A 24,127-nucleotide genomic window follows, 5' to 3' on the forward strand; every position below is an offset into this window, starting at 1 on the left:
TTGTGCTTAACCTAGGAATTCATAACTCCATGAACTTACAAATTATTATTTTAGCTGCAGGACAAGGAAAACGAATGTATTCTAGTACCCCTAAGGTACTTCACCAAATTGCTGGGAAGCCTATGCTGACTCGGGTAGTAGAAACTGCACAACAACTAAATCCTGATGTAATTCATGTTATATACGGTCATGGTGGTGAACAACTTAAGAACTCACTCCCTGACTTACCTGTGCATTGGGTATATCAAGCAGAACAATTGGGTACTGGACATGCAGTCATGCAAGCCTTACCTTTTATTCCACCACAAACACAAGTACTTGTTTTATCTGCTGATGTACCACTTATTCAAGCAAATACGTTGCATGCTTTAATCGAATGCAGCAATACAGCAAATTCCTATAAATCCGTTTTGGCACTTTTGGTTGCACATCTCGAAGATCCTAGCGGTCTTGGACGTATTATTAGAGACAACCAAGGTGAAGTTTCCATCATTGTAGAAGAAAAAGATGCAAATGAGCAAGAAAAGAATATAAAAGAAATATATTCTGGGATTTGTTGTGCATTATCTGACGACTTGGCTTCTTGGTTGCCCAAATTGGGTAATGATAACGCTCAGTCTGAGTATTACCTAACAGAAATTATTGCTTTAGCGGTTGCCAGTCAAACCCCAATTAAAACACTGAGTGTAAAAGATAGCGCAGAAATTCAAGGGGTAAATAACCGGTTGCAATTGCAGCAATTAGAACGCATATGGCAGGTACGACATGCAGAACAATTGTTGCAGCAGGGTGTGATGATTGCTGACGCCAATCGCTTTGATGTACGCGGTGAGTTAGTCTGTGGTAAAGACGTATTCATTGACATCAATTGTGTCTTTAAGGGAAAAGTAGTGCTTGGCGATGGCTGTTCTATAGGTCCTAATTGCGTACTCACCGATGTGAGTTTGGGAGCAGGTTGTGAGATTTATGCCAACAGTGTATTGGAAGGATGTGTTATTGCAAATGATTGTACTATTGGCCCTTTTGCTCGCTTAAGAACAGGCACCGAATTGGCTCCACACTGTAAGATAGGTAATTTTGTTGAAACCAAAAAGGCTGTATTTGATGAGGGCTCTAAGGCAAGTCATTTAAGCTATTTGGGTGATGTGACTCTTGGAAAACAAGTTAATGTGGGGGCTGGTACGATTACCTGCAATTACGACGGAGTGAACAAACACAAAACCATTATTGAGGATGGAGTTTTTGTTGGTTCAGATACTCAGCTCGTTGCTCCAGTAACGGTAGGTGCCTATGCAACTATAGGCGCGGGCAGTACGATTCGTAAAAACGTTCCTCCTGGTGAGTTGACACTCACTGAATCAAAACAGAAAACGGTTTATGGCTGGAAGAGACCGGTGAAAAAGTAGTGGTTCTCACTCTGCATGACCGGCAAGCCATATTTGGCTCATCTTGAACGAAAAACGCGCTGTTAAATGCTCGCATACTGATGCATGCTGCGCTTTCTCAGCGCGTTTTTCGTTCAACCTAAGCTCAAATCTGACTTCCCACCGAGATTCAAACACGCTCTCTGAACTATATCATTACGAAAACGGTATAGGGATTAATCATACTGCAAAGCCAATGACTTGTTTTTTTCCATATAAGCACAGAACCACAGAATAAATGGTAGAAAGAGCAAAGCCATTAATAATTTATAATGCCAAACATTCGCTACTAAATTAATAATTTGATCATAAGGATAGATGCCACCGAATAGTAAACTATAGTCAATCAAACATAATAAAGAAGTAGAACAAAAATTAGCGATTAAAATACGTAATGGACGATGAAAGTTCCATTTGGAATGTTTCAAATAATGGAGCAGCATGGCATTACTGATAAACCCGATAAACAAGGTCAGAGAAGCAGTCGGTAGTCTCTTCAACATAATGTAGTTGTAAAAGGGATTCAAATTAAAAAATGTTGGAGAGGGCAAGGCTACAATCCCCATCAGTAAAACATCGAAGGTAAATTGGGTGGCAATGAGTATTAGACATAATTTTAGATTGACTCGATAACCCCACAGTTCACCGAGGATGGTACTAATGACTAGGGTAATGGGAAAAAATAATGAGCTTGCCGAGAGCACCATGTATTTATTTATGATGGTTACTATTCTGTATTCGCATGCTAAACAAATAAGCATGACCACAATCGCAATACAAATAAAGTAATGGTATAGCGGTAACTCTTCTCTGCCGCGGTCAGGAAAAAATAAGTTTTGGTGTTTTAATAATAAAGTCAGATAGAAAACACCGATAAGGAGCAGTATCAGTGAGGCAATCATCAATGAATCAATAAAAATTAGATTGAAACTTTGAAGATGCGTTCCAGAAAATAAGAGAAAATAGTCCAGTCCAAAAAAACTGATGCCACCTAATACTGCAAGAAGCATGCATTGCTTGGGGGTGGGGGAAGATTTACTGGATTTAGGATAAACCAAGAGATGGGGTAGGTAAAAGCTCAAGGCAAAAGCAATCGTAGTTGCAAAGAACTTTTTAGGTATGTCTTCAAAAATAATTTGATAAACTGGATTATCATGCATGTATTCCGCTGCAGGTAAATTGATTAGGACATAAACGCCAATACAATAGAGATACAACGTCATTAAAGACATATTGAGCATGTGTCTTTGCTCTTTAATCTTGCAATTCCTTAATGCTAATAAATATAAGCCTGCTATAAGTGGGCAGATTAAGCCATTTACAGAAAATATTAGCCCTTGAATAAGTACAATTTTAAAAGAGACATTGATCAATAAAATCAGGGAGGTAATTACACCTACAGTCAGAAACAAAAAACAGCGTGAATGCTGTGAAGGCAATGATTGATTCATATTTATCGGATTTCCATAATTTTTCCTTGGCCTGTGCTGATAATTGCCTTTTAATGAACTAGTTCGCGCGTAAATATAACACCATTGCATTTAATATGGCAATAGTTGGCCAGTTTTGCTTGAGGCAGAGATTAAGTGGCGCTAAAAACGGAATTTTTTTATAGAAAATAGGCATAAATTAAAATGTTTACGAGAGTAAGAGGAGCGCCGATTTTTATGAATTCAAAGAAACCAAAGCCTCTAACGCTTCTCTTTTCACAGTTTTGAATGATAATAATATTACTTGCTGCTCCTAAAATTGATAAATTGCCTGCAATGGTACTTCCTGCCGCTAAAGCCAATAGACTTGAATCAGAAACAGAATGGTGCAGGAGTAGTGGTAAATATAAGACGACCAACGGTACATTGGAAATAAATTGACTTAGAATGATGCTGATTATCAAGATAACAGGAACTGCAGTAACGGAAAGTTGAGAATGATTGATCCGCGTTTGAAAGAAACCACTATCCCATACACTTTGCATCAGAATAAAAATACTCGCGAAAAAAATCAAAGTGCCCCAATCCAAACGTTTGAGCAGTTCCCATCGGACTTTACTAAAAAAAATTGGCAAGGAGGAGATAAGTGCCAGGTAACTAAAATTTAAGTGGATAGGTGATTGTATGGATTCAAAAATTATTTTAAGCGTGATTAGAAAAAAGAAAATGATTAAGCTCAATTTAACCAGGGTTATTGTATGCTGATCATGGAAAGGCCTGGGAATAGGCTTTTCTATAGGTTCATTCAAGATTTCTCTATATAAAAAATAAATAAAAAAATAAGTAATAATAAGATTTATTACAGTGGGTATCGCCAAGAGTCTTATGAATTGAAAAAAAGGCGATGGCATGTTTCCTTTTACAGCAATCAATAAGTTTTGTGGATTACCGATGGGAGTGAGAGTACTGCCAATAGTGATTGAAAAGGCCAGTGCAAAAAGTAGAGGTTTAATTAACCTTTTATGTGATTGACACAATTGAATAATAATCGGGGTACCTATGATGGCAATTGTATCATTCATCAGCAAGGAAGCACTTAAGCCAAGAATAAGTAGAATAACGATTAAAGCCTGTTTTCCTGTGTGGGCATGAAAAAATATTTTATCTGTTAGCTGTTCTAAGTAACCACTGTCTTCGGCTGCTTGGGCGATGAAAAAAACCCCAAACAGATAGAGCATCACATCCGGTTCAATTGCTGCAATTGCATGAATTGGAGTGATTTGCCGCAATAATAGCGCGAATGCAGCACCTACCGTAGTTATCAGCCAAATGGGAATGATCACATGACTCATTCTGCGAATAGCAATTCCAATTAAGGTGATGCAAAGAATCAGGATTGCTGCAGGCATTCTTTAATCACCTTAATTCATTAGTTGCATTCGAGTGAGGCATATTCCTGTGTTGATTGCGAGGAAGATAGTTCTTCATTCTTCGGTGGTAGGCTACCTGCGTTACCTACGAGCTTGGGGCGTTGTTTGGTAGAAAATAAACTGTTTGCTGTGATTAAAGTCCCAGGTTTTTGGGAAATTAATCGTTTCGCATCAGTCACCACTGGCGCTCTTACTGTTTTTAAATCATCTGCAGGAGGCAGAACTTTAGTTAGAGACTCAGGAGGAAGCTCAATGATCTTACCTGTTTCATGTAAACCCACTTTCGAATTTCCTTTTGCCAAGATTACCTCGTAAGCTACATTATTTCGTTCTAGCCATAATTTAAGTGCAGTAACAAACGTCCAAAAGTCTTCCTTTTTACTCAAGGATAATAGAAATTCAGATAATTTTATAGGTAAGCCAAACCGGTAGTTTAATAAAACGGGAAGTGTATATTTAACTGTAGCAGCAATAGGCTTATGCGCTGTCGTTAGTGATTTAACTGGCTTTGCCGCTTCCACTATTTCGAGAATGTAGAGTAAATCACTGCGTATGTCAGGCCAAAATTGTTTAATCACAGGATCATTGACTGCATTTTTAGGGCTAAGAAACATCTTGGGTAAAAGTACTCTTGCCGTTTTCTTGAAAAAACCTGGTTGTGCCACTTGGACTTGCTCTAAATCACTTTCTAGTATGTTTGTTAAGAATTTAAAAACGGTTGATAGAGGGATGAATGGTTTTGATCCTGGTGGCTGTTTAAAATCAATAGGTATTCTTTTCATCAATCCTGCAAACACAACATCAACGGCAAATCGTTTCGTACGATCAAAAATAACTAAAGGATCGACGGGTATTGCCCCTTTTGCGGATCGAACTAAGGGTAAAGTCATGTGCGATGCAAGATTAATGTGTGCCAAAAGTAATAAATGGCGTAAGGTTCTGAGGTAAAGATAGGGAGGAGTTCCTACCGTGGACTCAAGCCCATAATCCATCAAAGTTGAAGCGGCGGTGTACGTCAAACCCAAAGACAGTATCGATTCTGACTTCATGGCCTTATGCCGCTCGCAGCGTTCTGGTGTTGCCATGCGCGTAATGTATTCACCATAAAAGTAGATGGCTAATATCCAGGAAATTTGTTCGCCGCCATAAGGAAATTTGCTAATTCCCCAAAGTAAGAGATCATTAAGCATCAATACTAAAGGCTCACGCAGAGAACCTTTAAATTTACGTTTAAAATTACAATCTTCTTCTGTTTCGCCGCAGAGGGTTGGGGGCGGAGGAGTCTGTTTTCCTTTGTGTTCATTAAAAGCTGAAGAACCAAATACATCAAGGGCCAAAGTATGTGCAATTAATTTAGGTGCTTGTCTGTAGGTATATGCCTGAACTCCATAGTTTATTAAAGCCAAAGTCGGTAAAACTAAGGAGTAGGGTGAAAGCCCTGTTGTTGAATCTTCTTGATAGCTTTGGCCAACGTAGCTTTGTATTCCGTTGTTGACAAAATGTACTGTGGCTACGGGTAAAACATCATAGAAAAGTATATTTCCTGCTCCATTGACGATCTTCATCACCGGCGGAGTAACTACAGCAGGAATTGCCTCACGTAAAGCTAAAACTTGCTCAACTACATAAAATGCTGTATTCGCAGCATAGGCTATGGTTTGCTTTATCGGTGCATTATTCCAAACCCATGTTGCTCCATTGCCAAATGATTTTGCTCCATTAACGGTAGATGTCCACCAGCTCATATGTTTGCCCTCCCTGCAACAACGAAATTTTATTGTAGGGGTAAAAATTTAGAAATGCTAGTCTTTTTCTCATGAAGCGCAGGAACATAACATGTTGCCACGATTCTATTAAGATCAATTTGTCTAAAAACAAAGTGGGTTATTCTTTATCGTTCAGTTCAACGATTCCAATGTCATCACTGATTAATTGTTTCTTCCATGGCAAGTCATGATAAGTTTGACCTTTTTGAAGGGGTAAGATGGGATATTTGATTACATCAAAAAAGGGGGAAAGATCAAAGTCACTCGGGGTATAAAGACGGGGATTTCGGTGGATTAAGGCATAGCCTGTTTTATCTTTTTTTATAAGCGGCAAAATAGGGTAGTTTACAGATTGAAACACATAAGCAATCATCGAAGAACATATATCCTCCGTGGGTTGCAACATATTGTGCTGGAATAAAGAGGAGCGCCACTTACGAGGAAAAAAACTCCAAGGAAAAATAAAGCGTGCCAGATCAAAAAGATGTCTTAAACTGTAGTATTTGCCAATTTTATGAATGGCGGCAGCAATCACTTTTCTTTATCCTCGGGGAGAAGTAAGGACGGTCTTAAAATACGGATGTGATCATTTTTATACTCATCAACACAGGAAATGCGAGTTCCTTCGCCAAGGACACTCTCTATGATGAGCTGATCTGAGGTCAGATTCGGAGAATTTTTTTGTACTATTTCACGTAAAGAAGGATCAGTAATTTCCTCAAGACGCCCAATATACAAAGCAGCGTGAGTCCAGGTGCTTTCGGAAATGAGGCGAATAATGTTACCCATACGGGTATGGCTTTCTACCAAGAGCACATCACCAGGTTTTATTTCCTGGGTGAATTGATCGAAATCATACAGATAGGTTCTTTTGGTTACCTTATCTTCCTTTGATAAAAATTGGTAACATTTTAATAAAATGAAATTTATAAAAGTTTTTTTATTGCTTTCTTTCATTGTTGTTGTCCGTAACTTATATTTTTATCCAACCCTCATCCGCTCACAGGCACCTTCCCCTTAGAGGAGAAGAAAATTTTCTCTTATAAATTCTTATCCGGGTACTCACAAAGATCCTGGATGATGCATGTCTTGCAGTGAGGGCTTCGTGCCGTACACACGTATCGTCCATGCAAAACCAGCCAATGATGGGCATCTTTTAAAATTCAGGCTCTATGCTTTTTACGAGTGCTTTTTCCACCGTTAAAGGGTTTTTCCCTTTAGCAAGTCCAGTCCGATTTGCTACTCGAAAAATATGCGTGTCTACTGCAACAGTGGGCTCACCAAAGGCTGTATTTAGAATGACATTGGCAGTTTTGCGCCCCACTCCAGGTAGAGACTCCAATTCCTCACGCCCATTGGGAACATTTCCACCATAATTGTTAACCAACAAAGCACAGGTTTTCATAATATTTTGTGCTTTGCTGTTATAAAGACCTATTGATTTAATATATTCTTTTAATTGGTCCAGCCCAAATCTAGAATATCCTGAGGCGAGTTTGCAACAGGAAATAATTTAGCCGTTGCTTTATTTACGCCAGTATCGGTTGCTTGTGCTGATAAAATGACCGCGATTAATAATTCAAAAGGAGAATGATAAACCAATTCAGTCGTTGGATGAGGATTTTGCTCACGAAAGCGCACAAAAATCTCTCGACGTTTTCGCTTATTCATAATTTTTTCGCTTTTACACGTGCCAATGCTTGTTGAATGTAGTCTTGCTTAGCCTGTATGTCTTGAGTTTTATCTGCTTTCATAGCAAGTTGACGTTTTTCTCTATAAGCTTGTTGCTTTTCATGTTCCTCGCGCAATAATCGGGTTTGTTTCGCATGAAAACGTGTACGGGCCAAATCTTTATCGTAGTGTACATCCGGTAAAGTAACCATCTCAATGCAATCAACTGGACAGGGCGCGACACACAAACCACAACCGGTACATTCATGGTCGATTACTGCATGCATTAATTTGCCACTGCCAATAATTGCATCAACTGGACACGCTTTGATGCATTTGGTACAACCAATACATTCTGCTTCACGAATGACTGCAACCGATGGCGCTCGAGTATTTGCAAGTGCGTCTGCCAAATAAGGAGTTGGGTCAACCTGCAACAAAGCTCCTAGCGCTTTAACGGTGGCAACTCCTCCGGGAGGACATTTATTAATCGTGGTTGTCCCTTGAGCCAAGGCTTCAGCATAGGGTAAGCAACCAGGAAAATCGCATTCACCGCATTGAGTTTGGGGTAAAAGCGCGTCAATTTCTTTAACTGAGGCCATTGGACACCTGTTTGGATTGCTCCAGCATGGCTTGTATTTTTTCCTTTTCAACACGCACCATTAAGGGCTGGAAGGTATTGAGATGGTGATTTAATAAAGGATGATCAATTGCATCCCAAGTAAGCGGTTCGCAATTCATAAACTCTTCCGCGGCTTTTGCCATCAGGGGCAATACCGGCTTTAAATAAGTGATTAGGATGCGAAATAAATTAATTCCCATGGTGCAAATGTCTTGAACTTCAGATAAACGTCCTTCTTCTTTTGCCAAAACCCAGGGTTTATTCATATCAATGTACTGATTTACTTTATCGGCACAATCCATGATGTGGCGAATAGCGCGTGCGTAATCACGAGAAATAAAAGACTCTATGACTTCTGTGCGCATTTCCAGCAGCTCTGCATACAGCTGCGGATCACTTAAGCGGTCACTGAGTCGGTTATCAAAGCGTTTATTAATAAAACCGGCACAACGACTGGCGATGTTGACCACTTTACCGACCAAATCAGCGTTGATGCGATTGATAAAATCATCAAAATTTAAATCCAAATCATCAACACGGCCATTGAGTTTGGCGGCGAAATAATAGCGAAGGTATTCAGGATGTAAATGGTGCAAATAAGTACGCGCTTCAAGGAACGTGCCGCGTGATTTTGACATTTTTTGACCGTCAACAGTCAAAAAGCCATGGGTATAAACTGCTGTGGGCATGCGATGACCACTGGCAGCAAGCATGGCGGGCCAAAATAACGCATGAAAGTAAACAATGTCTTTACCTACGAAGTGGTATAATTCGGTTGTAGAGTCCTTATCCCAAAATTCACTAAAGGAGATATTCTTCTCATCACAGTATTTTTTAAAACTGGCCATATACCCTATAGGGGCATCAAGCCACACATAGAAGTATTTGTCGGTAGTTCCAGGAATAGGAAATCCAAAATAGGGCGCGTCGCGCGAAATATCCCATTGTTTTAATCCGGCGGCAAACCATTCATCCAGTTTGTTCGCTACTTCTGCTTGCAAGTGACCACTACGGGTCCATTCTTTTAAGAGATGCTCATAACGAGGTAAATCAAAGAAGTAATGCTCTGAGTCTTTTTCTATAGGTTTGGCACCAGAAATAGCAGATACCGCATCGATGAGATCGGTGGGCGAGTAGGTTGCACCACATACTTCACAGTTATCGCCATATTGATCTTTAGCACCGCATTTGGGGCATGTTCCTTTGACATAACGATCTGGTAAAAACATTTGTTTTACGGGGTCATAAGCCTGGCGTATGGTTCTTTTAATTATTGAGCCATTTGCCTGCAATGCCTCGTAAATCGCTGAAGCCAATGCTTGGTTTTCTGGCGAGTGGGTGGTGTGATAGCAATCATAATCAATGGCAAAGGCTTTGAAGTCATGTTCATGGCTTAACTTAATTTCAGCAGTTAAGGCTTCAGGTGTAATCCCCATTTGCTCTGCTTTTAACATAATTGGGGTCCCATGCGCATCATCGCCACAAATGCTGATGCACTCAATGCCCGACATTTTATGGGTGCGCACCCAGATATCCGTTTGAATATGTTCGACTAAATGACCAAGATGTAAATGGCCATTTGCATAAGGTAAGGCGCTGGTTACCAGCATTTTACGTTGTTTCGCCATCAATGAGTTACCTGCTAGTATGAAATGAGAGATTATAACGCATATGAGTGATAAATGCTGTAGGTAACTGAGTTATTGCTGGGGTCTTAATGATAGGTATGTTTTACAATCAGGCGCGTCATGCGATCGGTATTTGCGAATTTTAATTGGATTGTCCCCCTTTTGCGTGTACCAATAAAAAAACGCGGCCTAGGCCGCGTTTTAGAGTAATTTTCACTCAACAGATTAATTACTGCTTGTAAGCTGCAGACGTGTAGGTGTGTGTGTATGTTCTTCGTCTTGCTCTGGTTTTATAGTAGTACCAGTTGTTCTAACGGGTGGTTTAAAGTTAATCACTTCCGCTTCTTTTCCTTCTTGAGGTGTAGAAGCACCTAAACCGGTAAATGCGCTAGAAACTTCTGGTACGTACTCGTCACTCTCTTGATTCTCTTGATTCTCTTCATGAATTGAAGTAAGCAATGAAGATTGGCGGCTAGCACGAGCCTTACTGCAGCAGCCTGCAACCCATTTAGCAAAATTGCCAAGAGCAGCACCTACATAAGCTAGAGTAGAAGTAGCTGCAAAAGCTAATGCAGAAGCAACACCGATTTGTGCAAGAGCGTTAGCGCCAGCGATACCTGCAATCGAAATACCGTAGATTGAGAAAGAAGCAACAGCAGTTAAAGCAGCAGGCCACAAGAATAAAGTAAGGGCAGCAGCACCAGCAACAGCTAGAGAAGCCCAAGCAGCAACAGCAATCGCTTTCTTATGCGCAACTAAAAAGTCACCAATAGCACGAGTAGTATCCTTGATGCCATCAGCTATAAAGCCAATTAAACCACGATTAATCACATCCTTACCCTGCTTATCTTTTCCAGTAGAGCCTAATAAAAAGCTAGTAATACCGGTAAAGGCAGTAGCTGGTGCATAGGCAAGCCCACTGAAGAAATTTTCGATACGTTTTTTGGTTTGCTTTGATAATAATGCCATGTTTTACTCCAAGGTTATAAATCACGGCGGATAATAGCAATGATTTTGCAACATGTGAACCAAAAATGCTCAATTTGTTGTAACAAAAGTGTAAAATTATTTGATTTTTTGGAGCCAATAGTATAAATATTGTTCATATTTTTCCTTGAATGTTCTTGTAGGATAATTACTGACCGCCCTTGGGTCTTTAGTTCTTAGTTAGGGATTATGAATACCTGGTTTTAACCGATATGACTTATCGGTGAGATGAATTACGGTATAGCGTAGGGTCAGCAACCCCAGCTCCGATAAATCCACGCCGTCTAAACGTACAACTGTCGCATTCACCGCACGCTTCGCCAGCATCATTTGCCTGATAGCATGAAACCGTTAAGCTGTAGTCAACGCCTAGGCTTGTGCCTAATTGAATGGTTTGTACCTTACTCAAGTGCTGTAAAGGCGCGTGAATGGAAAAATGATCCCCGGTTACTCCAGCCTTGGTTGCCAAATTGGCTAAAGTTTGAAACGCATCGATAAATTCTGGACGACAATCCGGATAATGCGAATAATCCACAGAGCTTGCACCGATAAAGATATCTCGTGCCCCTATGGATTCGGCAAGACCTAAGGCCATTGCCAAGAAGATTGTATTGCGGGCAGGAACATAAGTAACGGGAATCTCAGAGCCCCCCTGAAAAGCAGGTACTTCCACGCTGGAATCAGTCAAAGCGGAATTGCGGAACAGTGCAGTATCTAAGGTAACAATATGATGTTTGGCTACTTTATAATGTTGTGCAATACGCTGTGCGGCGAGCAACTCCGCAGAATGCCTTTGTCCATAAGCAAAACTAATTGCATAACACGAAAAACCTTTTGAGGTTGCTAAAGCCAGACAAGTCGTTGAATCCAGACCACCAGACAGTAAGACTACCGCTTTTTTCATAATGTAAAAGTCTCCATAAAGAATTTAGCCATTTTATAACCTATTCAATAAACCTAAGTAAAAAGAGAGGGTTTCTGTCTTGGCTTATCGAGAAGTTACCTTTTTTTAGGTCAAAAATGCTGTTAGAATGCGCCAAATTATGCCATAACATGGGACATTATGACGACTACTCTTTATCCTGTTATCCTCGCTGGAGGTTCTGGTACTCGTTTATGGCCGTTATCTCGTAAAAATTATCCGAAACAATTTCTGGCCTTAAATGGAGAGTTATCCCTTTTACAGCAAACCGTAAAAAGGGCTCAGAACTTGGTAAGTGCTCAATCTCTTATTGTGAGTAATGATGCGCATTATTTTCTTTGCCAGGATCAATTAAATCACTTCACCCATTCCATGACTTATCTGCTGGAGCCTTGTGCCCGCAATACGGCTCCGGCGATTGCCTGTGCTGCTCATTATTTATCGCAAATAGCAGGTCCGGATGCCGTGATGTTAGTGCTTCCTTCAGACCATTGGATAGCTGATGATCAGGCATGGCAGGAAGCGATGTTGATCGGGGCTCAATTTGCAGCCGCACATCAAGCTTTAGTCACATTTGGTATTGAGCCCGATAGTCCTAAAACAGGATATGGCTACATTGAGGCCGGCATGCCATTAACGGATAAGGTGCAGCAGGTTTTAAGTTTTAGAGAAAAACCAGCCATTGAGGTGGCGAAAGAGTTTATCGCCAGCGGCAATTATTTTTGGAATAGCGGCATGTTTGTATGCCGTGCTGATGTCTATCTCCAGGAGTTAGCTGAATATCAGCCTGATATTTATTATTTTAGCCAGCAAGCGGTTTTAAAAGCCCAGCATCATCATGATTTTTTACGTCTCGATCTAGAATGCTTTTCGCGTTGTGAAGCAGAATCTATTGATTATGCGATTATGGAAAAGACTAATAAAGCAGCAGTTATCCCTGTTTCCATGCAGTGGAGTGATTTAGGATGTTGGTCTGCAGTTGCCGATGCAAACATACCTGATCAAGATGGAAATACGGTGACTGGAAAAGTTATTGCTCAGCAGAGTACGAATTGTTTAATTCATAGTACCGACATTTTGGTCACTGCAATCGGCGTTCAAGATCAAATTATTGTTGCAACCCAAGATGCTGTTTTAGTAGCAGACAAGCAATATTCACAACAGGTTAAGGATTTGGTGAGTTCTTTAAGCAAAGATCATCATCAGGTAACCCAGGATCATCAACGGGTATCTCGCCCATGGGGATATTATGAGATTTTAGCCGAGGGTGCTTCCTTTAAAGTAAAGCGACTGATGGTAAAACCTGGAGCACGTTTATCCTTACAAATGCATCAGCATCGAGCCGAACATTGGGTTGTTGTCTCTGGGAAAGCCGAAGTAATCAATGATACGCAAACAATCCACTTATCTGTCAATCAATCGACTTATATTGCACAAAATACGCTGCATCGATTAAGCAACCCAGGGGATGAACCGTTGTATGTCATTGAGGTTCAAAGTGGTGCCTATTTGGGAGAAGATGACATTAAGCGTTTTGATGATATTTATGCCCGTGATCTCTCCTAAAAATTGAGCCGTCAGGAGCAACTGTCTAAAATTTTTATTCAAGACAGTTGCTACAAGACCACAATGAATTTTACATCATGGGGCATCTTACCCCGAGTTTCACTTTATTTCACCTCAAAATATGATTAAGTGCCTCTTAGAATGCATTATTTTATAAAATTTTGGTTTCAAATGTGTAAATCAATGTATGCACATCTTGTTTTTTTAATTGATTTTATGTTATAAAAAAGAACAGATTAATTTTTTACTTTGATTAAATGAATTAGTCGCCGAATTTCATGATCACCGAGGTGGCACTTATGGCAACAAGTAGCGCAATTCTTCAATCCTTTCTTCGAGATGCATTAAAAGAAAATAAGGAACTTGCTGATTTGAGCTTCGAGGAGTTGCTTAAGTACAACAGAGCAGAGTGCGGCCTTATCAAAATCGATCCAGATCAGGTTAATTTTGAAGAAGAAGGCATTGAATTTGACACCATCAGTCGATTGCTTCATGGCAATAATGCCATCGTTTTGCAGGACGGTGCGCTATATTATGTCGATATTAATGCAGAGCAAAAAACAGTAAGTATTCAGTTCCTGGAAGAGCCAGAAGGACTAGATCCGACCGCACAGACTTTTGAGTACCATCAATCTCTTCGCCTTCAAAAGCAATATAAGCAATTAAAAAAGGCATGTTCTAGAAAATATCAACGTGCCCAAGGTGAAGAGCTAGACGCTATTCACTCTTTAACTGGTCGCGCCTATGCGGACCATCGCAGTGATAATTTTCTGCCTTCCTTAGAGTACTATTTAGGAATATTGGATAATACGGATAGGGTTATGTTTGCCTATATGAATGACCAACAAAAAGAAGAGTTGGCATTCAATTTGAAAATCACCCTGATGCTTTTGGCAGCCCAACAAAAACATGAGATTGACTATCAAAAAACAGAAAATGCCAAAAAATATGGTGAATGCATTAAAAGATGCTCAAAATTCCTTATAGAACTGGATCCTGAGTATGAAAGACGTATCAAAGATTATCCTGAAAATGTTATAAAAGTCGCAAAAGCAGTAAAAGCAGGGCAACATGATGCGCAGCCGCTAAAATATTTAGGTATTCCGCTGGGTCAATTGTTGGCCAGAGATATTGTTGATTTATCTGGTGGTACAGCTAAAGAAATTAGAGATAATATGGGTCGTCTGAATGAAGCACGGCTCTATTGGGTATGGGGATCAAGTTTCTTAAAAACCGTCATTAGCCTGGTTCCAGAAGATCTTTATCATCAAAAACAGGCAACCGATGCGATTAGAATGCCTGATCCTTATACCGGGAATCTGAGCTGGATTTTATATTACGCTCGTTTTGCCCTGAATCTTTTTTTATTACTCAAGCACACCATTAAACATCCATGGATGAGTGACGAAGAGGCAAAAACGCCTTGGCAGGAGCGTTTCCTAACTCAATGGTCACAAAGAAAATTTACCTTATTGAATGATTTAATTTGGGGAACCGCTAATTTAGTGTGTTTTTTCTGGCTTACTGGAAAAGGTTTATTAGGTACAGTGGGGGATGCGGTTACTCTTGCACTACTAGTTTTTGATATTCTCATCGCGTCATGGGATTTTATTGAGCAAAGTACAAAGCATAATAAAGCCATGCTGCAATATGAGGAAGATTTAGAACGATTAGGCAGACAACTTCAAGCGCTTAAGCAGATAGAAGAAGACGGCAGGCTTCGCTATGAAGAACTAATGGCAAAGCGTCAAATCGAGATGCAAATCAAAACATTAGAACGCGAAAAGTCAAAATGTGAAAGGGAATGGCAGCTGCAAAAGGTATCCTTAATTGTTAATATCGCCTACGCTGTGGGTTTGATGGCGGCTTTTCTGATCTTGACCATGCCCTTCATGCCAATATCAGCTCCAGTTTTAGCTTCAATGGCCATTGCTGGTGCGGTATTGTGCCTTGCATTCACGATTATCAGTAATGCAATCAGAGGAGGCATTGAAATCTATAAAACCTATAAGAATAGACAGGAGCAACAAGAGGATGCTGCGCAAAAGATTGGGGAGTTAATTAAGCTATTAAAAGAGAATAAAGAGCTCAATCAGGATGAAAAAAAGCTACTTTACCTAGAAATTAAGAAATGCCAGGCCGAAGACGAATATCAAAAAGAGATGATGGTTTATCAATCAGTCAATTTAGTGCGCAGTATTTTGATACAATGCATGGTTCCTGCTGTTGTTTTTGCCAGTTTAATGTTTGTGCCTCTGGGCATTGGCATACCTATGCTTGTTGCAGCAGCAGCGTTGGCGATTGCATCTCAACTTTTGGTTGATGCTCTATTGAAACCAGAAGAAAAAAATTCGTTGGAATTTGATGACAACGAATATTCGGAGTTTTGTAACAAACTTCTTGAAGAGCCTACGCCTGAACCAAAGCCTGAGCGTTCATTCATGTTCTCCTTGTGGAGTAACAAAGAGTCTTCAAGCGAAAAAATAACCTTATTGGGCAGTGACGATGGACTAACAGAAACTCCAGCTGGTTCTCCTGCGATTGATTTTTGTTAGTATGGTAGATTGAATGTTTGTAGCTCGGATTAGCGCAGCGTAATGCGGGCTACGCGCTCTCTTTGGTATTTAAATCAGACACTTTAGTTAATAAATTTCCATTAAAATTCAATATTTTATAGAGAAAGAAACACTGGCTTTCAAGTTCATCTTATGTATAATGTTCAAAAGAAGCCTGGTTGGAGTGTCTTAATGAAAAAGCTCACTGCCCTGTTGTTGCTTGTTTTTTCTGTCAACGTCGTTGCTTCTGTAGGATTTGGCGATGCATGTGACACGCATGCAGGGATGTCTGACTCTTATGTGCTTGCTCTCAGTTCACAGCCTGGTTTTTGTCAAACTTATGGTTATGAAGCAGGTAAGCCAGAGTGCATGCACTTGTCTAAAAACTCGTATCAAGCAAAACATCTTACCTTACATGGCTTATGGCCTAACCAAAATGCTTGTGGTCAAAGCTATGGATTCTGTGGGGTAGAACAAAAATCCAGACATTGTGCCTATCCTCCACTGAGTCTATCACCCCAAGTATCGGAAAATTTGAAAAAACTTATGCCCAGTTACAATTATGGGAGTTGTTTGGAGCGCCATGAATGGAATAAGCATGGCAGTTGTCAAATTTTGTCTGTAGATGAGTATTTTTCTTTAGCCATGCGTCTGACGGAAGCGGTCGATAATTCAGTTTTAGGACAGTATCTTACCCAACATCAAGGACAAAAAGTGCCATTAACTGTTTTGCGGGAGAGGGTAGCCCAAGCTTTTGGAAAAAAGAACTCTGGCAAGGTTTATTTAGGTTGTAGAAATGGTATTTTGGTTGATATTTATATTCAATTGCCGGCTTTAATCCCTTTTAATGAATCGTTAGAGTCTTTAATCGATGATGCTCCTAATGCACCAGTGAACGATACTTGTCCTGCTCAGGTAATGCTGTCTGATTTTAATAAGGGATCCTGGTTTTAGTTAGTTTCTGGAAAAAGAAACGCCAAGGATCCCCGCATCCTCTATGAATTAGCTAATTAGTAAGCACAATAGCTAATAAAGTTGCTCAAAAAAATTTTGTAGCAAGTCAGAATATCTTTATGAGACCAGCTGGTCCTAAATCTGGTAGAACAGATCTTGAGGATATTCTATCCTGGCTGTGGAGTTATTATCCCTATAAGTAGTCTCATCATTTGAATATCTAGGCCCATAGTGAATTCAAAGAGAGATGCATCATCATTGACCTTGCACATTGCCAGAACTTGCTCTAATGTAGAGGAATTATTGAAACTAGGAATGAAATCTATGCAAAAGCGGTTTTACTTATTGATTCTAAGTGTCTTTTTATTAACCGCATGCGCGCATCATGGGCTCCAAAAAAAAATAACACCGCCTTTACCACAAGCGGTAAAGACGAAACAAGTCAGACCACTTCCCGCCTTTAATCAGGTGGTTATTGAAGGACCGCTCAGTGTTAATTTGCACACAGGCTATAAACAGCCGCAAGTGATTTTATCCGGAGATGCGCGTGATCTCGTCACAGTAAAAGCAGAGGTCAAACAAAACACACTGTATTTGTCTTTAGGTAATGCGCATGGTCCGGTTTATGCGGATGTTCGAGGCCAGTTTCTTAATCGCTTGATGGCTCAAGGTGTTCCTTTAATTAGGGGAAGTCAGATACATACCAGTGTCTTGGATGTCTATTTGGTAAAAACGGGGAGCGTTAGATTAGGCGGTACTATCGGTTTACGCGTCTTGGATGTCAAGGGTAAAGGCCTTGTCCAAATTGGCGGTATCGCAAGCCAAAATTTACAGATACACCTGCAGGGAGACCCAAAAGTTCAGCTTGAAGGAGTTGCCAATTTAGCCAATTTGTCCATGTATGGAAATGCATGGCTCAGTTTGTATTGGGTTAGAACGGATAACTTGATGGTTCGTGCAAAGCAGAAAGCAACGCTTCAATTAGCGGGAGCAGTCAATAGGCTTGATGTTGAACTCTGGGGAAATGCTCGATTTAAAGGACGTTATTTACGTGCACAACGTAGCTTTGTAAGAACGCATGGGCATTCTGTTGCAGAAATTTCGGTGGCGAAACATCAAAGTAATTTAGCTACGGATGCGAGTGATATATATTATTATAACCTGCCAACCACGCGAGCGGACTTTATGGCTTTTGATGGATCGGTATTGGATATGCGTGAGTGGAATCAAGCAGAGTTTAAAGATTTTACGCGTTACAATAAGCAAGTCCCTTAAAAAGGACGAGGTTTTTACCCTCAGCCAAATCCCTCTCCCGATAACGGGAGAGAGAATTTTTTTTATAAACTGCACTACTACAGCGTCACAATAAGGAGTTCCATGACCCTCGCGATGACTGAGGGTGGCGAGAAGGTACTTGTTAGTGCGGATGAGGGTAGAAGTTAAATTTCCTTAATGCCCAGGGCATCGTCCATTAACCGAAGCGAAGTGTTCTCATTCTGCTTCCAAGATGTATGCTGATTGATGCATTGAACAATCTGATCCAAATCATTATCTAATGGTAAAACATGTGCTGAGTTAGTGAGCCAATGTATTTGGGTGTTCGCTAAAGGGGAAAAAATTCGTTCTATCTCTTTTGAATCAACAACCACATCATGGGCACCTAAAAAAAGATCGATTGGACAGCTTGGTGCTACCCAATGATGTGTACGAATCAAGGTAAACAGTTCAATAAGTGCAGGAATTGGGATCTTTCTGTAGGATATTTCAGCATATTTATCCGTTTGCAGATTTCCTGCTTGTCCTCTTAGCTCACAGAATCCAAGTTTTTTGAGCACAGCAAGAAGTTTCAAGTTCTGATCAATGTTCATACGCAGTTTTAATGCAGGAGCTAAAAGGAACATATGATTGAATGTAAATGTTGTACTCAGCTTGCATGCTAAAATACCCCCAAGTGATAATCCCAGGATGTCTACTTTTGGGTATTCCTTAAATAAGGCTTCACATTCTTGCATGGCACAATCAAGCCAATCTTCAGCTTTGGCTTGTGCAAATGCAGCGATGCTTTCAGCATGTCCAGGTAATGCAGGACAAACTAATGCATCGTACTGATTTATTTGAGGAATCAGGTAACGATACACTGCGGGGGTGGAAGTAAACCCATGTAAAAGCAGGAGGGCTCGTTCCTTTTTTGGTCCCCGTTGATTAATTGGCTTAAGCAGTGCTAAATCTTCCTTTTTTAAATCAAGCAATTGTTTGCCATGACTCATATAACGAAAATCATTTTGCTTCATCATCATTAATTATTCCATTTCAGTGCATTTACTTTGCAAAATAAGTGTAAATTATGAGTAAATATGGTTCATATAAAAAGAATCCTGATATGCTTAAGTGTATCTGAAAATACTGATTCTGCGCTATTTATTTAGAGGCAATGTTTCTTTTGATATGCTATCTTTATTATAATAGGGGTAGATATTGTAGAGGTTAAAGACAATGAGTACTGGAAAAACTGAACCTACCGAACCAAAACCAGGAAGTCAGACCCCTGGTCAAAAAGTGAGTGATACACCGCCTCCTCCAAAACCACAGGTTATGGCTCCTGATGTTTCTGATGGGCCAAAGCAAACATCTAAGAAAGACGAAGACAAGCCTAAGCAAGAACCCGAAGCACCTAAAGCTAAAAAAGCGGAAGGTCAGGGAAAAGAAGAGGGTAAGGATAAAAAAGACCCTATGAAGGAGTATCTGGACGATCTCGGGCATATGGTTGAGGAAATTCAGGGCGATATCAATGGTGCTTTGAAAAATGCTGCAAGTAAGGGTTGGGATAAAGCGGCAGAATCTAAGTTGGGGAAAGCTCTAGGTGGCTTAAGTGATGCCATAGGTGCAAAGAAAGACGAACTCATAGATAAAGCAAAACAAGCAGTTTCAGATAAGGTAGACGAGAAGCTTGCAGAGTTCAATAAAACCCCAGTGGGGCAAGCAGTTGGTAAGTTTACCGATGCACTCAGTTCGGCTAAAAGTACGATTACCTCGCTTCCTGACAAAGCCAACGACTCAATGGTTCAGGCCTTAGAAAAAACTTACCCAGAAAGTAAATAACATTGGTAAGAAGGAAGAGCTTGGTAGTGTAGTGGAAGCTGAAAATGTAGAAGCTGATGAAAAGGTTACAGTACAAAATGAACGAGAAGATGAAATAGAGCAAAATGAGGATCTAGAAGACGAACAGCAAGAAGAGCAGCAAGATATTGACGAAGGAAATGAGCAAACGTTTGATGAGATTGAAGAAGAAGCAGAGAAAGACACAGTAATGGAACTTAGTTCACCATCAGATACCACTACGTCTCCCATGTCGTTTGCGGAACAATCATTGCCCGAAGATTTTGGAAGTGTTTCACCTCAATCGAGTACACCAGCTCCCTCTAAAGATTTGACAGAGACAGAAGATCAAACTGTAACTGTAAGTAATACGATGTAGCCTGAGTGAAGCGAAGCGAATCGCGGGGGAAAGCTAGAACCCGGGTTATGGCTTACGCTTTCACCCAGGTTGGATGTTTTTCAGCCTAATAATTTATGCGGTAAGCTTTCAATACGGCCGGCTTGGGTGACCACTACATAATTCAATTTGCGTTGCAGTTCACTGATTGTGTCCGCACCAGCATAGGTCAGCCCCGATCTTAAACCACCTACGATATCCGCAATAATGGCATCGGGATTTTCTTTGAAAGGTACCTCAGTTGCTACACCTTCAGCGGTTTTCCATTCATGCATTTGTCCCAAGAAGTTTTCTTGTGCTTCTTTTGAGGCCATGCCACGATAACGCTTTACCTTGCTGCCATCTGGTTTTTGAATGACTTCACCAGGGGTAGGTGCGGTGCCCGCTAGCATCCCGCCAATCATAACAAAATCAGCGCCAAAAGCTAACGCCTTCACGATATCTCCTGAGGTTCTAATGCCGCCATCAGCAACAATAGAGCGATCAGAGCGTGAACAGTCTTGAATACAGGTCAGCATCGGAACACCAAAGCCTGTTTTAATTCGAGTGCTGCATACCGAACCACCGCCAATACCCGCTTTGATAATATCCGCACCGCATGAGGCAAGATAATCCGCTCCCGCGTAGGTGGCAACATTTCCAGCCATAATACATCGATCAGCAAGTATCTGACGTAGGCTTTTGAGGGTCTTACCCACATATTTGGCATGAGCATGGGCCACATCCACGCAAAAATAGTCAGCGCCTGCATCACGTAATGCCGCGGCTCTTTCTAATTCAGCGGCAGTACAACCTACTGAAACAAAAACTCTATTTTGGCACTTTTTAAACTCGGCAATGTTGTCTTCAATGCTCATAAAGCGATGTAAAGCACCCATAGCGCCTTTAGAACCCATGAAATTAGCCATAGCGCTTTCAGTAATGGTATCCATATTGGAACTGATTACAGGCAGCTCTAAGGTTAATTTTCCCAGTCTGTCAGTACTGGCAGTTTCCACTACTCTTCTTGATTCGTGGTGGTTGTATGAAGGAACGAGTAGAACGTCATCAAAAGTGATGGCATGATCAGTCATGGTAAATCCTTAAAGTACATACTATAAATGCTCCGCTGCATAAAATGCAAGTCTTGAACGTTCGCCACGTGTCAGACTCATATGAGCGCTATGTTCCCAGTGTTTAAAGCGATCAACGGCAAAAGTTAAACCCGAAGTCGTTTCACTCAAATAGGGGGTATCAATTTGTTTAATATCACCCAGACAAATAATCTTAGAACCTGGGCCTGCACGGGTTACTAAAGTTTTTATCTGTTTTGGAGTTAAGTTTTGCGCCTCATCAATGATGATGTATCGATTTAAAAAAGTACGGCCACGCATAAAATTCAAAGAGCGAATTTTAATTTTGTTTTGCAATAAATCTTGAGTTGCGCCGCGCCCAAAAGTACCACCCACTTGGGAACTGTGGAGCACTTCCAAGTTATCCATTAAAGCGCCCATCCACGGAGTCATTTTTTCTTCTTCAGTACCAGGAAGGAAACCAATGTCTTCACCGACAGGAATGGTCACCCGGGTCATTAAAATCTCGGTATAACGGTTTTGATCCAGGACTTGGGTTAAACCTGCTGCAATCGTGAGTAGCGTTTTTCCTGTTCCAGCAGGACCTTGTAAGCTGACAAAATCGATATCAGGATCCATAAGCAGGTTTAAGGTGAAGTTTTGTTCACGGTTTTTCGCATGAATTCCCCATACTGAATGCTTTGTATAATCGCGGGTTAGCTGAATGACCGCATGATCATGTTCCAATTTTTTTACGATGGCTTGAAACTGATCATCTTCCGTACTGATGCAATCATTGGGGTTCCATTGACGGATTAGTGGGCCCGTTACCTTATAAAAGGTTTTTCCGCTTTCTTGCCATGACTCCATATCTTTAGCATGGGAATCCCAGAAATTATTATCAAGAATATGTAAGCCTCTGTGTAACAGATTGACGTCATCAAGCACCTGATCGCTGTAATAATCTTCAGCAAGAATCCCCAGTATCCCGGCTTTAATACGCAAATTAATGTCTTTTGATACAATAATTACTTGCTTTTTCCCTGTGTGTTTTTTTTGCAAGCCCAAAGCAGTAGCAAGAATTGTATTATCTACTTTGTGTCCAGGAAGAGTTGATGGAACAACCTGATCGAATTCATCGGTTTGAAAAAATAACTTTCCACTGCACTTTTTCTTATCTGAATGCAAATAATTAGGTATAGCTAATCCTGAGACGATTTGTTCATGGGTGGAGTTACTCATGAGTTCTACCAACATGCGGTTGGTTTGGCGGACGTTACGTGCCACTTCCGATGTACCCATTTTATGATTGTCTAGTTCTTCCAGTACCACCATTGGCAAATAGATATCATGCTCTTCAAAATGATAGATGGCGGTAGGGTCATGCATTAAAATATTGGTATCAAGTACAAACAACTTCTGACGGGTATTGCTATTATCCATAAATCCACCTTGTGATTAAAACGTGTAGCCTGGTTGAAGGCTGTACCTAACGGCCATCAAGTTCGAGCCCCTCTCCCGTAAGCGGGGGAGGTTAGGGCGATGATGCATTAGCTCCAAATCCCCCTCATCCGCCCTTGTGGGCACCTTCCCCCAAGGGAGATAATGATGGTTAATCAATCCTTCACCAGGCTACACTTATTTGATTGCTTCCTTCATTCTGCTTAGGGGATGTGACCCAGTCAAGAATAAAATGGTTACTTTAACGAACTAAGTACTTCGTCTACATGACCTTTGACGCTTACTTTACGCCATTCTTTGCTTAATTTTCCCTGCGGATCAATGATGAACGTACTGCGCTCAATTCCACGCACTTGTTTTCCATACATTGATTTCATTTTAATCACATCAAACAATTGGCATAATTGTTCGTCTTGATCGCTAATGAGCTCAAAAGGAAAGTTTTGTTTGGCTTTAAAATTCTCATGCGATTTTAAGCTGTCACGCGAAATTCCAAATATCTGTGCATTTAATTTTTGGAATTGGGGGTAGGCATCACGAAAATCCTGTCCTTCTGTAGTACAACCTGGTGTTGCATCCTTAGGATAAAAATAAAGGACAACATACTGTCCTTTATAATCGCTGAGACGTGCATTAATACCGCTCGTTGCCGAAAATGCAAAATCGGGTATGGATTCACCTATATTCATCACTCTCTCCCTGTTTTTTTCATGATGCGAGAACGGTCTCTTTCCCATTCTCGGTCTTTAATGGAGTCTCGCTTATCATGCTCTTTTTTGCCCTTAGCCAAAGCTATTTTTATTTTTATATTATTTTTTTTCCAATACAAAGAAAGTGGAACAATAGTATAGCCTTGACGTTCAACACTCCCGATGAGGTGGTTCAATTCTTTTTTATTTAATAAGAGCTTGCGGGTACGTATTGGGTCAGGGATGGAATGAGTCGAGGCAGTAATAAGCGGTTGAATCTGGGCACCCAGCAAAAAGGCTTCGCCGTTTTTGATAATAATATGTGCATCAGATAAATTAATTTTTCCGGCGCGCAGGCTTTTGACTTCCCAGCCCTCAAGTACAAGCCCCGCTTCGTACTGATCTTCAAGAAAATAATTGAAGCCTGCTTTGCGATTAAACACTATGGTTGAATCGGATTGTTTCTTGTTTGTCATA

General features: G+C 40.6%; 21 protein-coding genes and 1 pseudogene. 7 read left to right on the plus strand and 15 right to left on the minus strand.

All coding sequences use genetic code 11. The annotated features are described in order from the left end of the window. The first annotated feature begins 29 nt into the window (after positions 1-29). Complete coding sequence (gene glmU, locus EL022_RS03920) at positions 30-1,406, plus strand: bifunctional UDP-N-acetylglucosamine diphosphorylase/glucosamine-1-phosphate N-acetyltransferase GlmU (RefSeq protein WP_028382456.1); 1,377 nt, start codon at positions 30-32, stop codon at positions 1,404-1,406. A gap of 194 nt (positions 1,407-1,600) precedes the next feature. Here glmU and EL022_RS03925 read toward each other — a convergent pair whose 3' ends face one another. From EL022_RS03925 to queC, 10 genes and pseudogenes are all read right to left on the minus strand, one after another. Then, positions 1,601-2,875, minus strand: coding sequence for a VUT family protein (locus EL022_RS03925; protein ID WP_028382457.1), 1,275 nt, complete (start codon positions 2,873-2,875; stop codon positions 1,601-1,603). A gap of 158 nt (positions 2,876-3,033) precedes the next feature. Then, positions 3,034-4,263, minus strand: coding sequence for an SLC13 family permease (locus EL022_RS03930; RefSeq protein WP_028382458.1), 1,230 nt, complete (start codon positions 4,261-4,263; stop codon positions 3,034-3,036). Between the two features lie 20 nt (positions 4,264-4,283). After that, entirely contained in the window at positions 4,284-6,029 is a 1,746-nt protein-coding gene (locus EL022_RS03935; RefSeq protein WP_028382459.1) for a hypothetical protein, read from the minus strand. Between the two features lie 139 nt (positions 6,030-6,168). Continuing rightward, positions 6,169-6,585 carry a hypothetical protein gene (locus tag EL022_RS16265; protein ID WP_241972241.1) on the minus strand — a complete coding sequence of 139 codons (417 nt, stop codon included), beginning with the start codon at positions 6,583-6,585 and terminating at the stop codon, positions 6,169-6,171. Continuing rightward, positions 6,582-7,007: a YiiX/YebB-like N1pC/P60 family cysteine hydrolase gene (locus EL022_RS16270; RefSeq protein WP_241972242.1), complete on the minus strand. Its 426-nt coding sequence runs from the start codon at positions 7,005-7,007 to the stop codon at positions 6,582-6,584. The genes EL022_RS16265 and EL022_RS16270 overlap by 4 nt, the downstream gene beginning before the upstream one ends. An 83-nt stretch (positions 7,008-7,090) precedes the next feature. Next, positions 7,091-7,721 (minus strand): annotated as a pseudogene (gene nth, locus EL022_RS03945) (endonuclease III). Continuing rightward, the gene (locus EL022_RS03950) at positions 7,718-8,323 is read right to left on the minus strand and encodes an RnfABCDGE type electron transport complex subunit B (protein WP_028382462.1); all 606 of its coding nucleotides are present in this window, start codon (positions 8,321-8,323) and stop codon (positions 7,718-7,720) included. The pseudogene nth and the gene EL022_RS03950 overlap by 4 nt, the downstream one beginning before the upstream one ends. Beyond that, the gene (gene metG / locus EL022_RS03955; RefSeq protein WP_028382463.1) at positions 8,310-9,971 is read right to left on the minus strand and encodes a methionine--tRNA ligase; all 1,662 of its coding nucleotides are present in this window, start codon (positions 9,969-9,971) and stop codon (positions 8,310-8,312) included. Before metG ends, EL022_RS03950 begins: the two co-directional genes overlap by 14 nt. Positions 9,972-10,196: 225 nt before the next feature. Further along, positions 10,197-10,940, minus strand: a complete 744-nt coding sequence (locus tag EL022_RS03960) for a hypothetical protein (protein ID WP_051544517.1) — start codon at positions 10,938-10,940, stop codon at positions 10,197-10,199. A gap of 235 nt (positions 10,941-11,175) precedes the next feature. Continuing rightward, entirely contained in the window at positions 11,176-11,862 is a 687-nt protein-coding gene (queC, locus tag EL022_RS03965) for a 7-cyano-7-deazaguanine synthase QueC (RefSeq protein WP_028382464.1), read from the minus strand. 159 nt (positions 11,863-12,021) lie between these two features. Here queC and EL022_RS03970 point away from each other — a divergent pair, with 159 nt between their 5' ends. The 4 genes from EL022_RS03970 to EL022_RS03985 all read left to right on the plus strand — a co-directional run bounded on the left by EL022_RS03970 (position 12,022) and on the right by EL022_RS03985 (position 18,230). Then, positions 12,022-13,446 carry a mannose-1-phosphate guanylyltransferase/mannose-6-phosphate isomerase gene (locus tag EL022_RS03970; protein WP_028382465.1) on the plus strand — a complete coding sequence of 475 codons (1,425 nt, stop codon included), beginning with the start codon at positions 12,022-12,024 and terminating at the stop codon, positions 13,444-13,446. Between the two features lie 299 nt (positions 13,447-13,745). Next, positions 13,746-16,001: a hypothetical protein gene (locus EL022_RS03975; protein ID WP_028382466.1), complete on the plus strand. Its 2,256-nt coding sequence runs from the start codon at positions 13,746-13,748 to the stop codon at positions 15,999-16,001. A 192-nt stretch (positions 16,002-16,193) separates the two neighbouring features. Next, on the plus strand, positions 16,194-16,955 hold the full coding sequence (locus EL022_RS03980) for a ribonuclease T2 family protein (RefSeq protein WP_028382467.1): 762 nt from the start codon (positions 16,194-16,196) through the stop codon (positions 16,953-16,955). A gap of 324 nt (positions 16,956-17,279) precedes the next feature. Next, positions 17,280-18,230: a GIN domain-containing protein gene (locus tag EL022_RS03985; protein ID WP_028382468.1), complete on the plus strand. Its 951-nt coding sequence runs from the start codon at positions 17,280-17,282 to the stop codon at positions 18,228-18,230. 164 nt (positions 18,231-18,394) lie between these two features. Here the strand turns inward: EL022_RS03985 and EL022_RS03990 are convergent, their stop codons facing one another. Further along, a complete protein-coding gene (locus EL022_RS03990; protein WP_193392442.1) occupies positions 18,395-19,246 on the minus strand; it encodes an alpha/beta hydrolase in 852 nt (283 codons plus the stop codon). A gap of 202 nt (positions 19,247-19,448) precedes the next feature. Between EL022_RS03990 and EL022_RS16275 the strand changes: the two genes are divergently transcribed. Together EL022_RS16275 and EL022_RS16280 are read left to right on the plus strand one after the other, a co-directional pair. Then, positions 19,449-20,054 carry a hypothetical protein gene (locus EL022_RS16275; protein WP_241972243.1) on the plus strand — a complete coding sequence of 202 codons (606 nt, stop codon included), beginning with the start codon at positions 19,449-19,451 and terminating at the stop codon, positions 20,052-20,054. Between the two features lie 31 nt (positions 20,055-20,085). Beyond that, the gene (locus EL022_RS16280) at positions 20,086-20,430 is read left to right on the plus strand and encodes a hypothetical protein (RefSeq protein WP_241972244.1); all 345 of its coding nucleotides are present in this window, start codon (positions 20,086-20,088) and stop codon (positions 20,428-20,430) included. An 80-nt stretch (positions 20,431-20,510) separates the two neighbouring features. On the opposite strand, the gene EL022_RS04000 is transcribed toward EL022_RS16280, so the two are convergent. The 4 genes from EL022_RS04000 to smpB all read right to left on the minus strand — a co-directional run bounded on the left by EL022_RS04000 (position 20,511) and on the right by smpB (position 24,126). Further along, the gene (locus EL022_RS04000) at positions 20,511-21,521 is read right to left on the minus strand and encodes a guanosine monophosphate reductase (RefSeq protein ID WP_028382470.1); all 1,011 of its coding nucleotides are present in this window, start codon (positions 21,519-21,521) and stop codon (positions 20,511-20,513) included. A 21-nt stretch (positions 21,522-21,542) separates the two neighbouring features. Continuing rightward, positions 21,543-22,943, minus strand: a complete 1,401-nt coding sequence (locus tag EL022_RS04005) for a PhoH family protein (RefSeq protein ID WP_028382471.1) — start codon at positions 22,941-22,943, stop codon at positions 21,543-21,545. 254 nt (positions 22,944-23,197) lie between these two features. Further along, positions 23,198-23,650: a peroxiredoxin gene (locus EL022_RS04010; protein ID WP_028382472.1), complete on the minus strand. Its 453-nt coding sequence runs from the start codon at positions 23,648-23,650 to the stop codon at positions 23,198-23,200. Continuing rightward, entirely contained in the window at positions 23,650-24,126 is a 477-nt protein-coding gene (gene smpB / locus EL022_RS04015; protein WP_028382473.1) for an SsrA-binding protein SmpB, read from the minus strand. Before smpB ends, EL022_RS04010 begins: the two co-directional genes overlap by 1 nt. Position 24,127: the final 1 nt, after the last annotated feature.

Origin of the sequence: Legionella cherrii (genome assembly GCF_900635815.1) — a bacterium.
Lineage (GTDB): Bacteria > Pseudomonadota > Gammaproteobacteria > Legionellales > Legionellaceae > Legionella > Legionella cherrii.

Bases quoted from the DNA above. Each gene is read 5' to 3' on its own strand.
- EL022_RS03980 (WP_028382467.1), top strand. From the start codon at position 16,194: ATGAAAAAGCTCACTGCCCTGTTGTTGCTTGTTTTTTCTGTCAACGTC.
- EL022_RS16275 (WP_241972243.1), top strand. From the start codon at position 19,449: ATGAGTACTGGAAAAACTGAACCTACCGAACCAAAACCAGGAAGTCAG.
- EL022_RS03930 (WP_028382458.1), bottom strand. From the start codon at position 4,263: ATGCCTGCAGCAATCCTGATTCTTTGCATCACCTTAATTGGAATTGCT.
- EL022_RS03950 (WP_028382462.1), bottom strand. From the start codon at position 8,323: ATGGCCTCAGTTAAAGAAATTGACGCGCTTTTACCCCAAACTCAATGC.
- EL022_RS04010 (WP_028382472.1), bottom strand. From the start codon at position 23,650: ATGAATATAGGTGAATCCATACCCGATTTTGCATTTTCGGCAACGAGC.
- EL022_RS03975 (WP_028382466.1), top strand. From the start codon at position 13,746: ATGGCAACAAGTAGCGCAATTCTTCAATCCTTTCTTCGAGATGCATTA.
- EL022_RS03925 (WP_028382457.1), bottom strand. From the start codon at position 2,875: ATGAATCAATCATTGCCTTCACAGCATTCACGCTGTTTTTTGTTTCTG.
- EL022_RS04000 (WP_028382470.1), bottom strand. From the start codon at position 21,521: ATGACTGATCATGCCATCACTTTTGATGACGTTCTACTCGTTCCTTCA.
- EL022_RS03970 (WP_028382465.1), top strand. From the start codon at position 12,022: ATGACGACTACTCTTTATCCTGTTATCCTCGCTGGAGGTTCTGGTACT.
- EL022_RS04005 (WP_028382471.1), bottom strand. From the start codon at position 22,943: ATGGATAATAGCAATACCCGTCAGAAGTTGTTTGTACTTGATACCAAT.
- EL022_RS03990 (WP_193392442.1), bottom strand. From the start codon at position 19,246: ATGAAGCAAAATGATTTTCGTTATATGAGTCATGGCAAACAATTGCTT.
- EL022_RS16270 (WP_241972242.1), bottom strand. From the start codon at position 7,007: ATGAAAGAAAGCAATAAAAAAACTTTTATAAATTTCATTTTATTAAAA.
- smpB (WP_028382473.1), bottom strand. From the start codon at position 24,126: ATGACAAACAAGAAACAATCCGATTCAACCATAGTGTTTAATCGCAAA.
- EL022_RS03985 (WP_028382468.1), top strand. From the start codon at position 17,280: ATGCAAAAGCGGTTTTACTTATTGATTCTAAGTGTCTTTTTATTAACC.
- metG (WP_028382463.1), bottom strand. From the start codon at position 9,971: ATGGCGAAACAACGTAAAATGCTGGTAACCAGCGCCTTACCTTATGCA.
- EL022_RS03935 (WP_028382459.1), bottom strand. From the start codon at position 6,029: ATGAGCTGGTGGACATCTACCGTTAATGGAGCAAAATCATTTGGCAAT.
- queC (WP_028382464.1), bottom strand. From the start codon at position 11,862: ATGAAAAAAGCGGTAGTCTTACTGTCTGGTGGTCTGGATTCAACGACT.
- EL022_RS03960 (WP_051544517.1), bottom strand. From the start codon at position 10,940: ATGGCATTATTATCAAAGCAAACCAAAAAACGTATCGAAAATTTCTTC.
- glmU (WP_028382456.1), top strand. From the start codon at position 30: ATGAACTTACAAATTATTATTTTAGCTGCAGGACAAGGAAAACGAATG.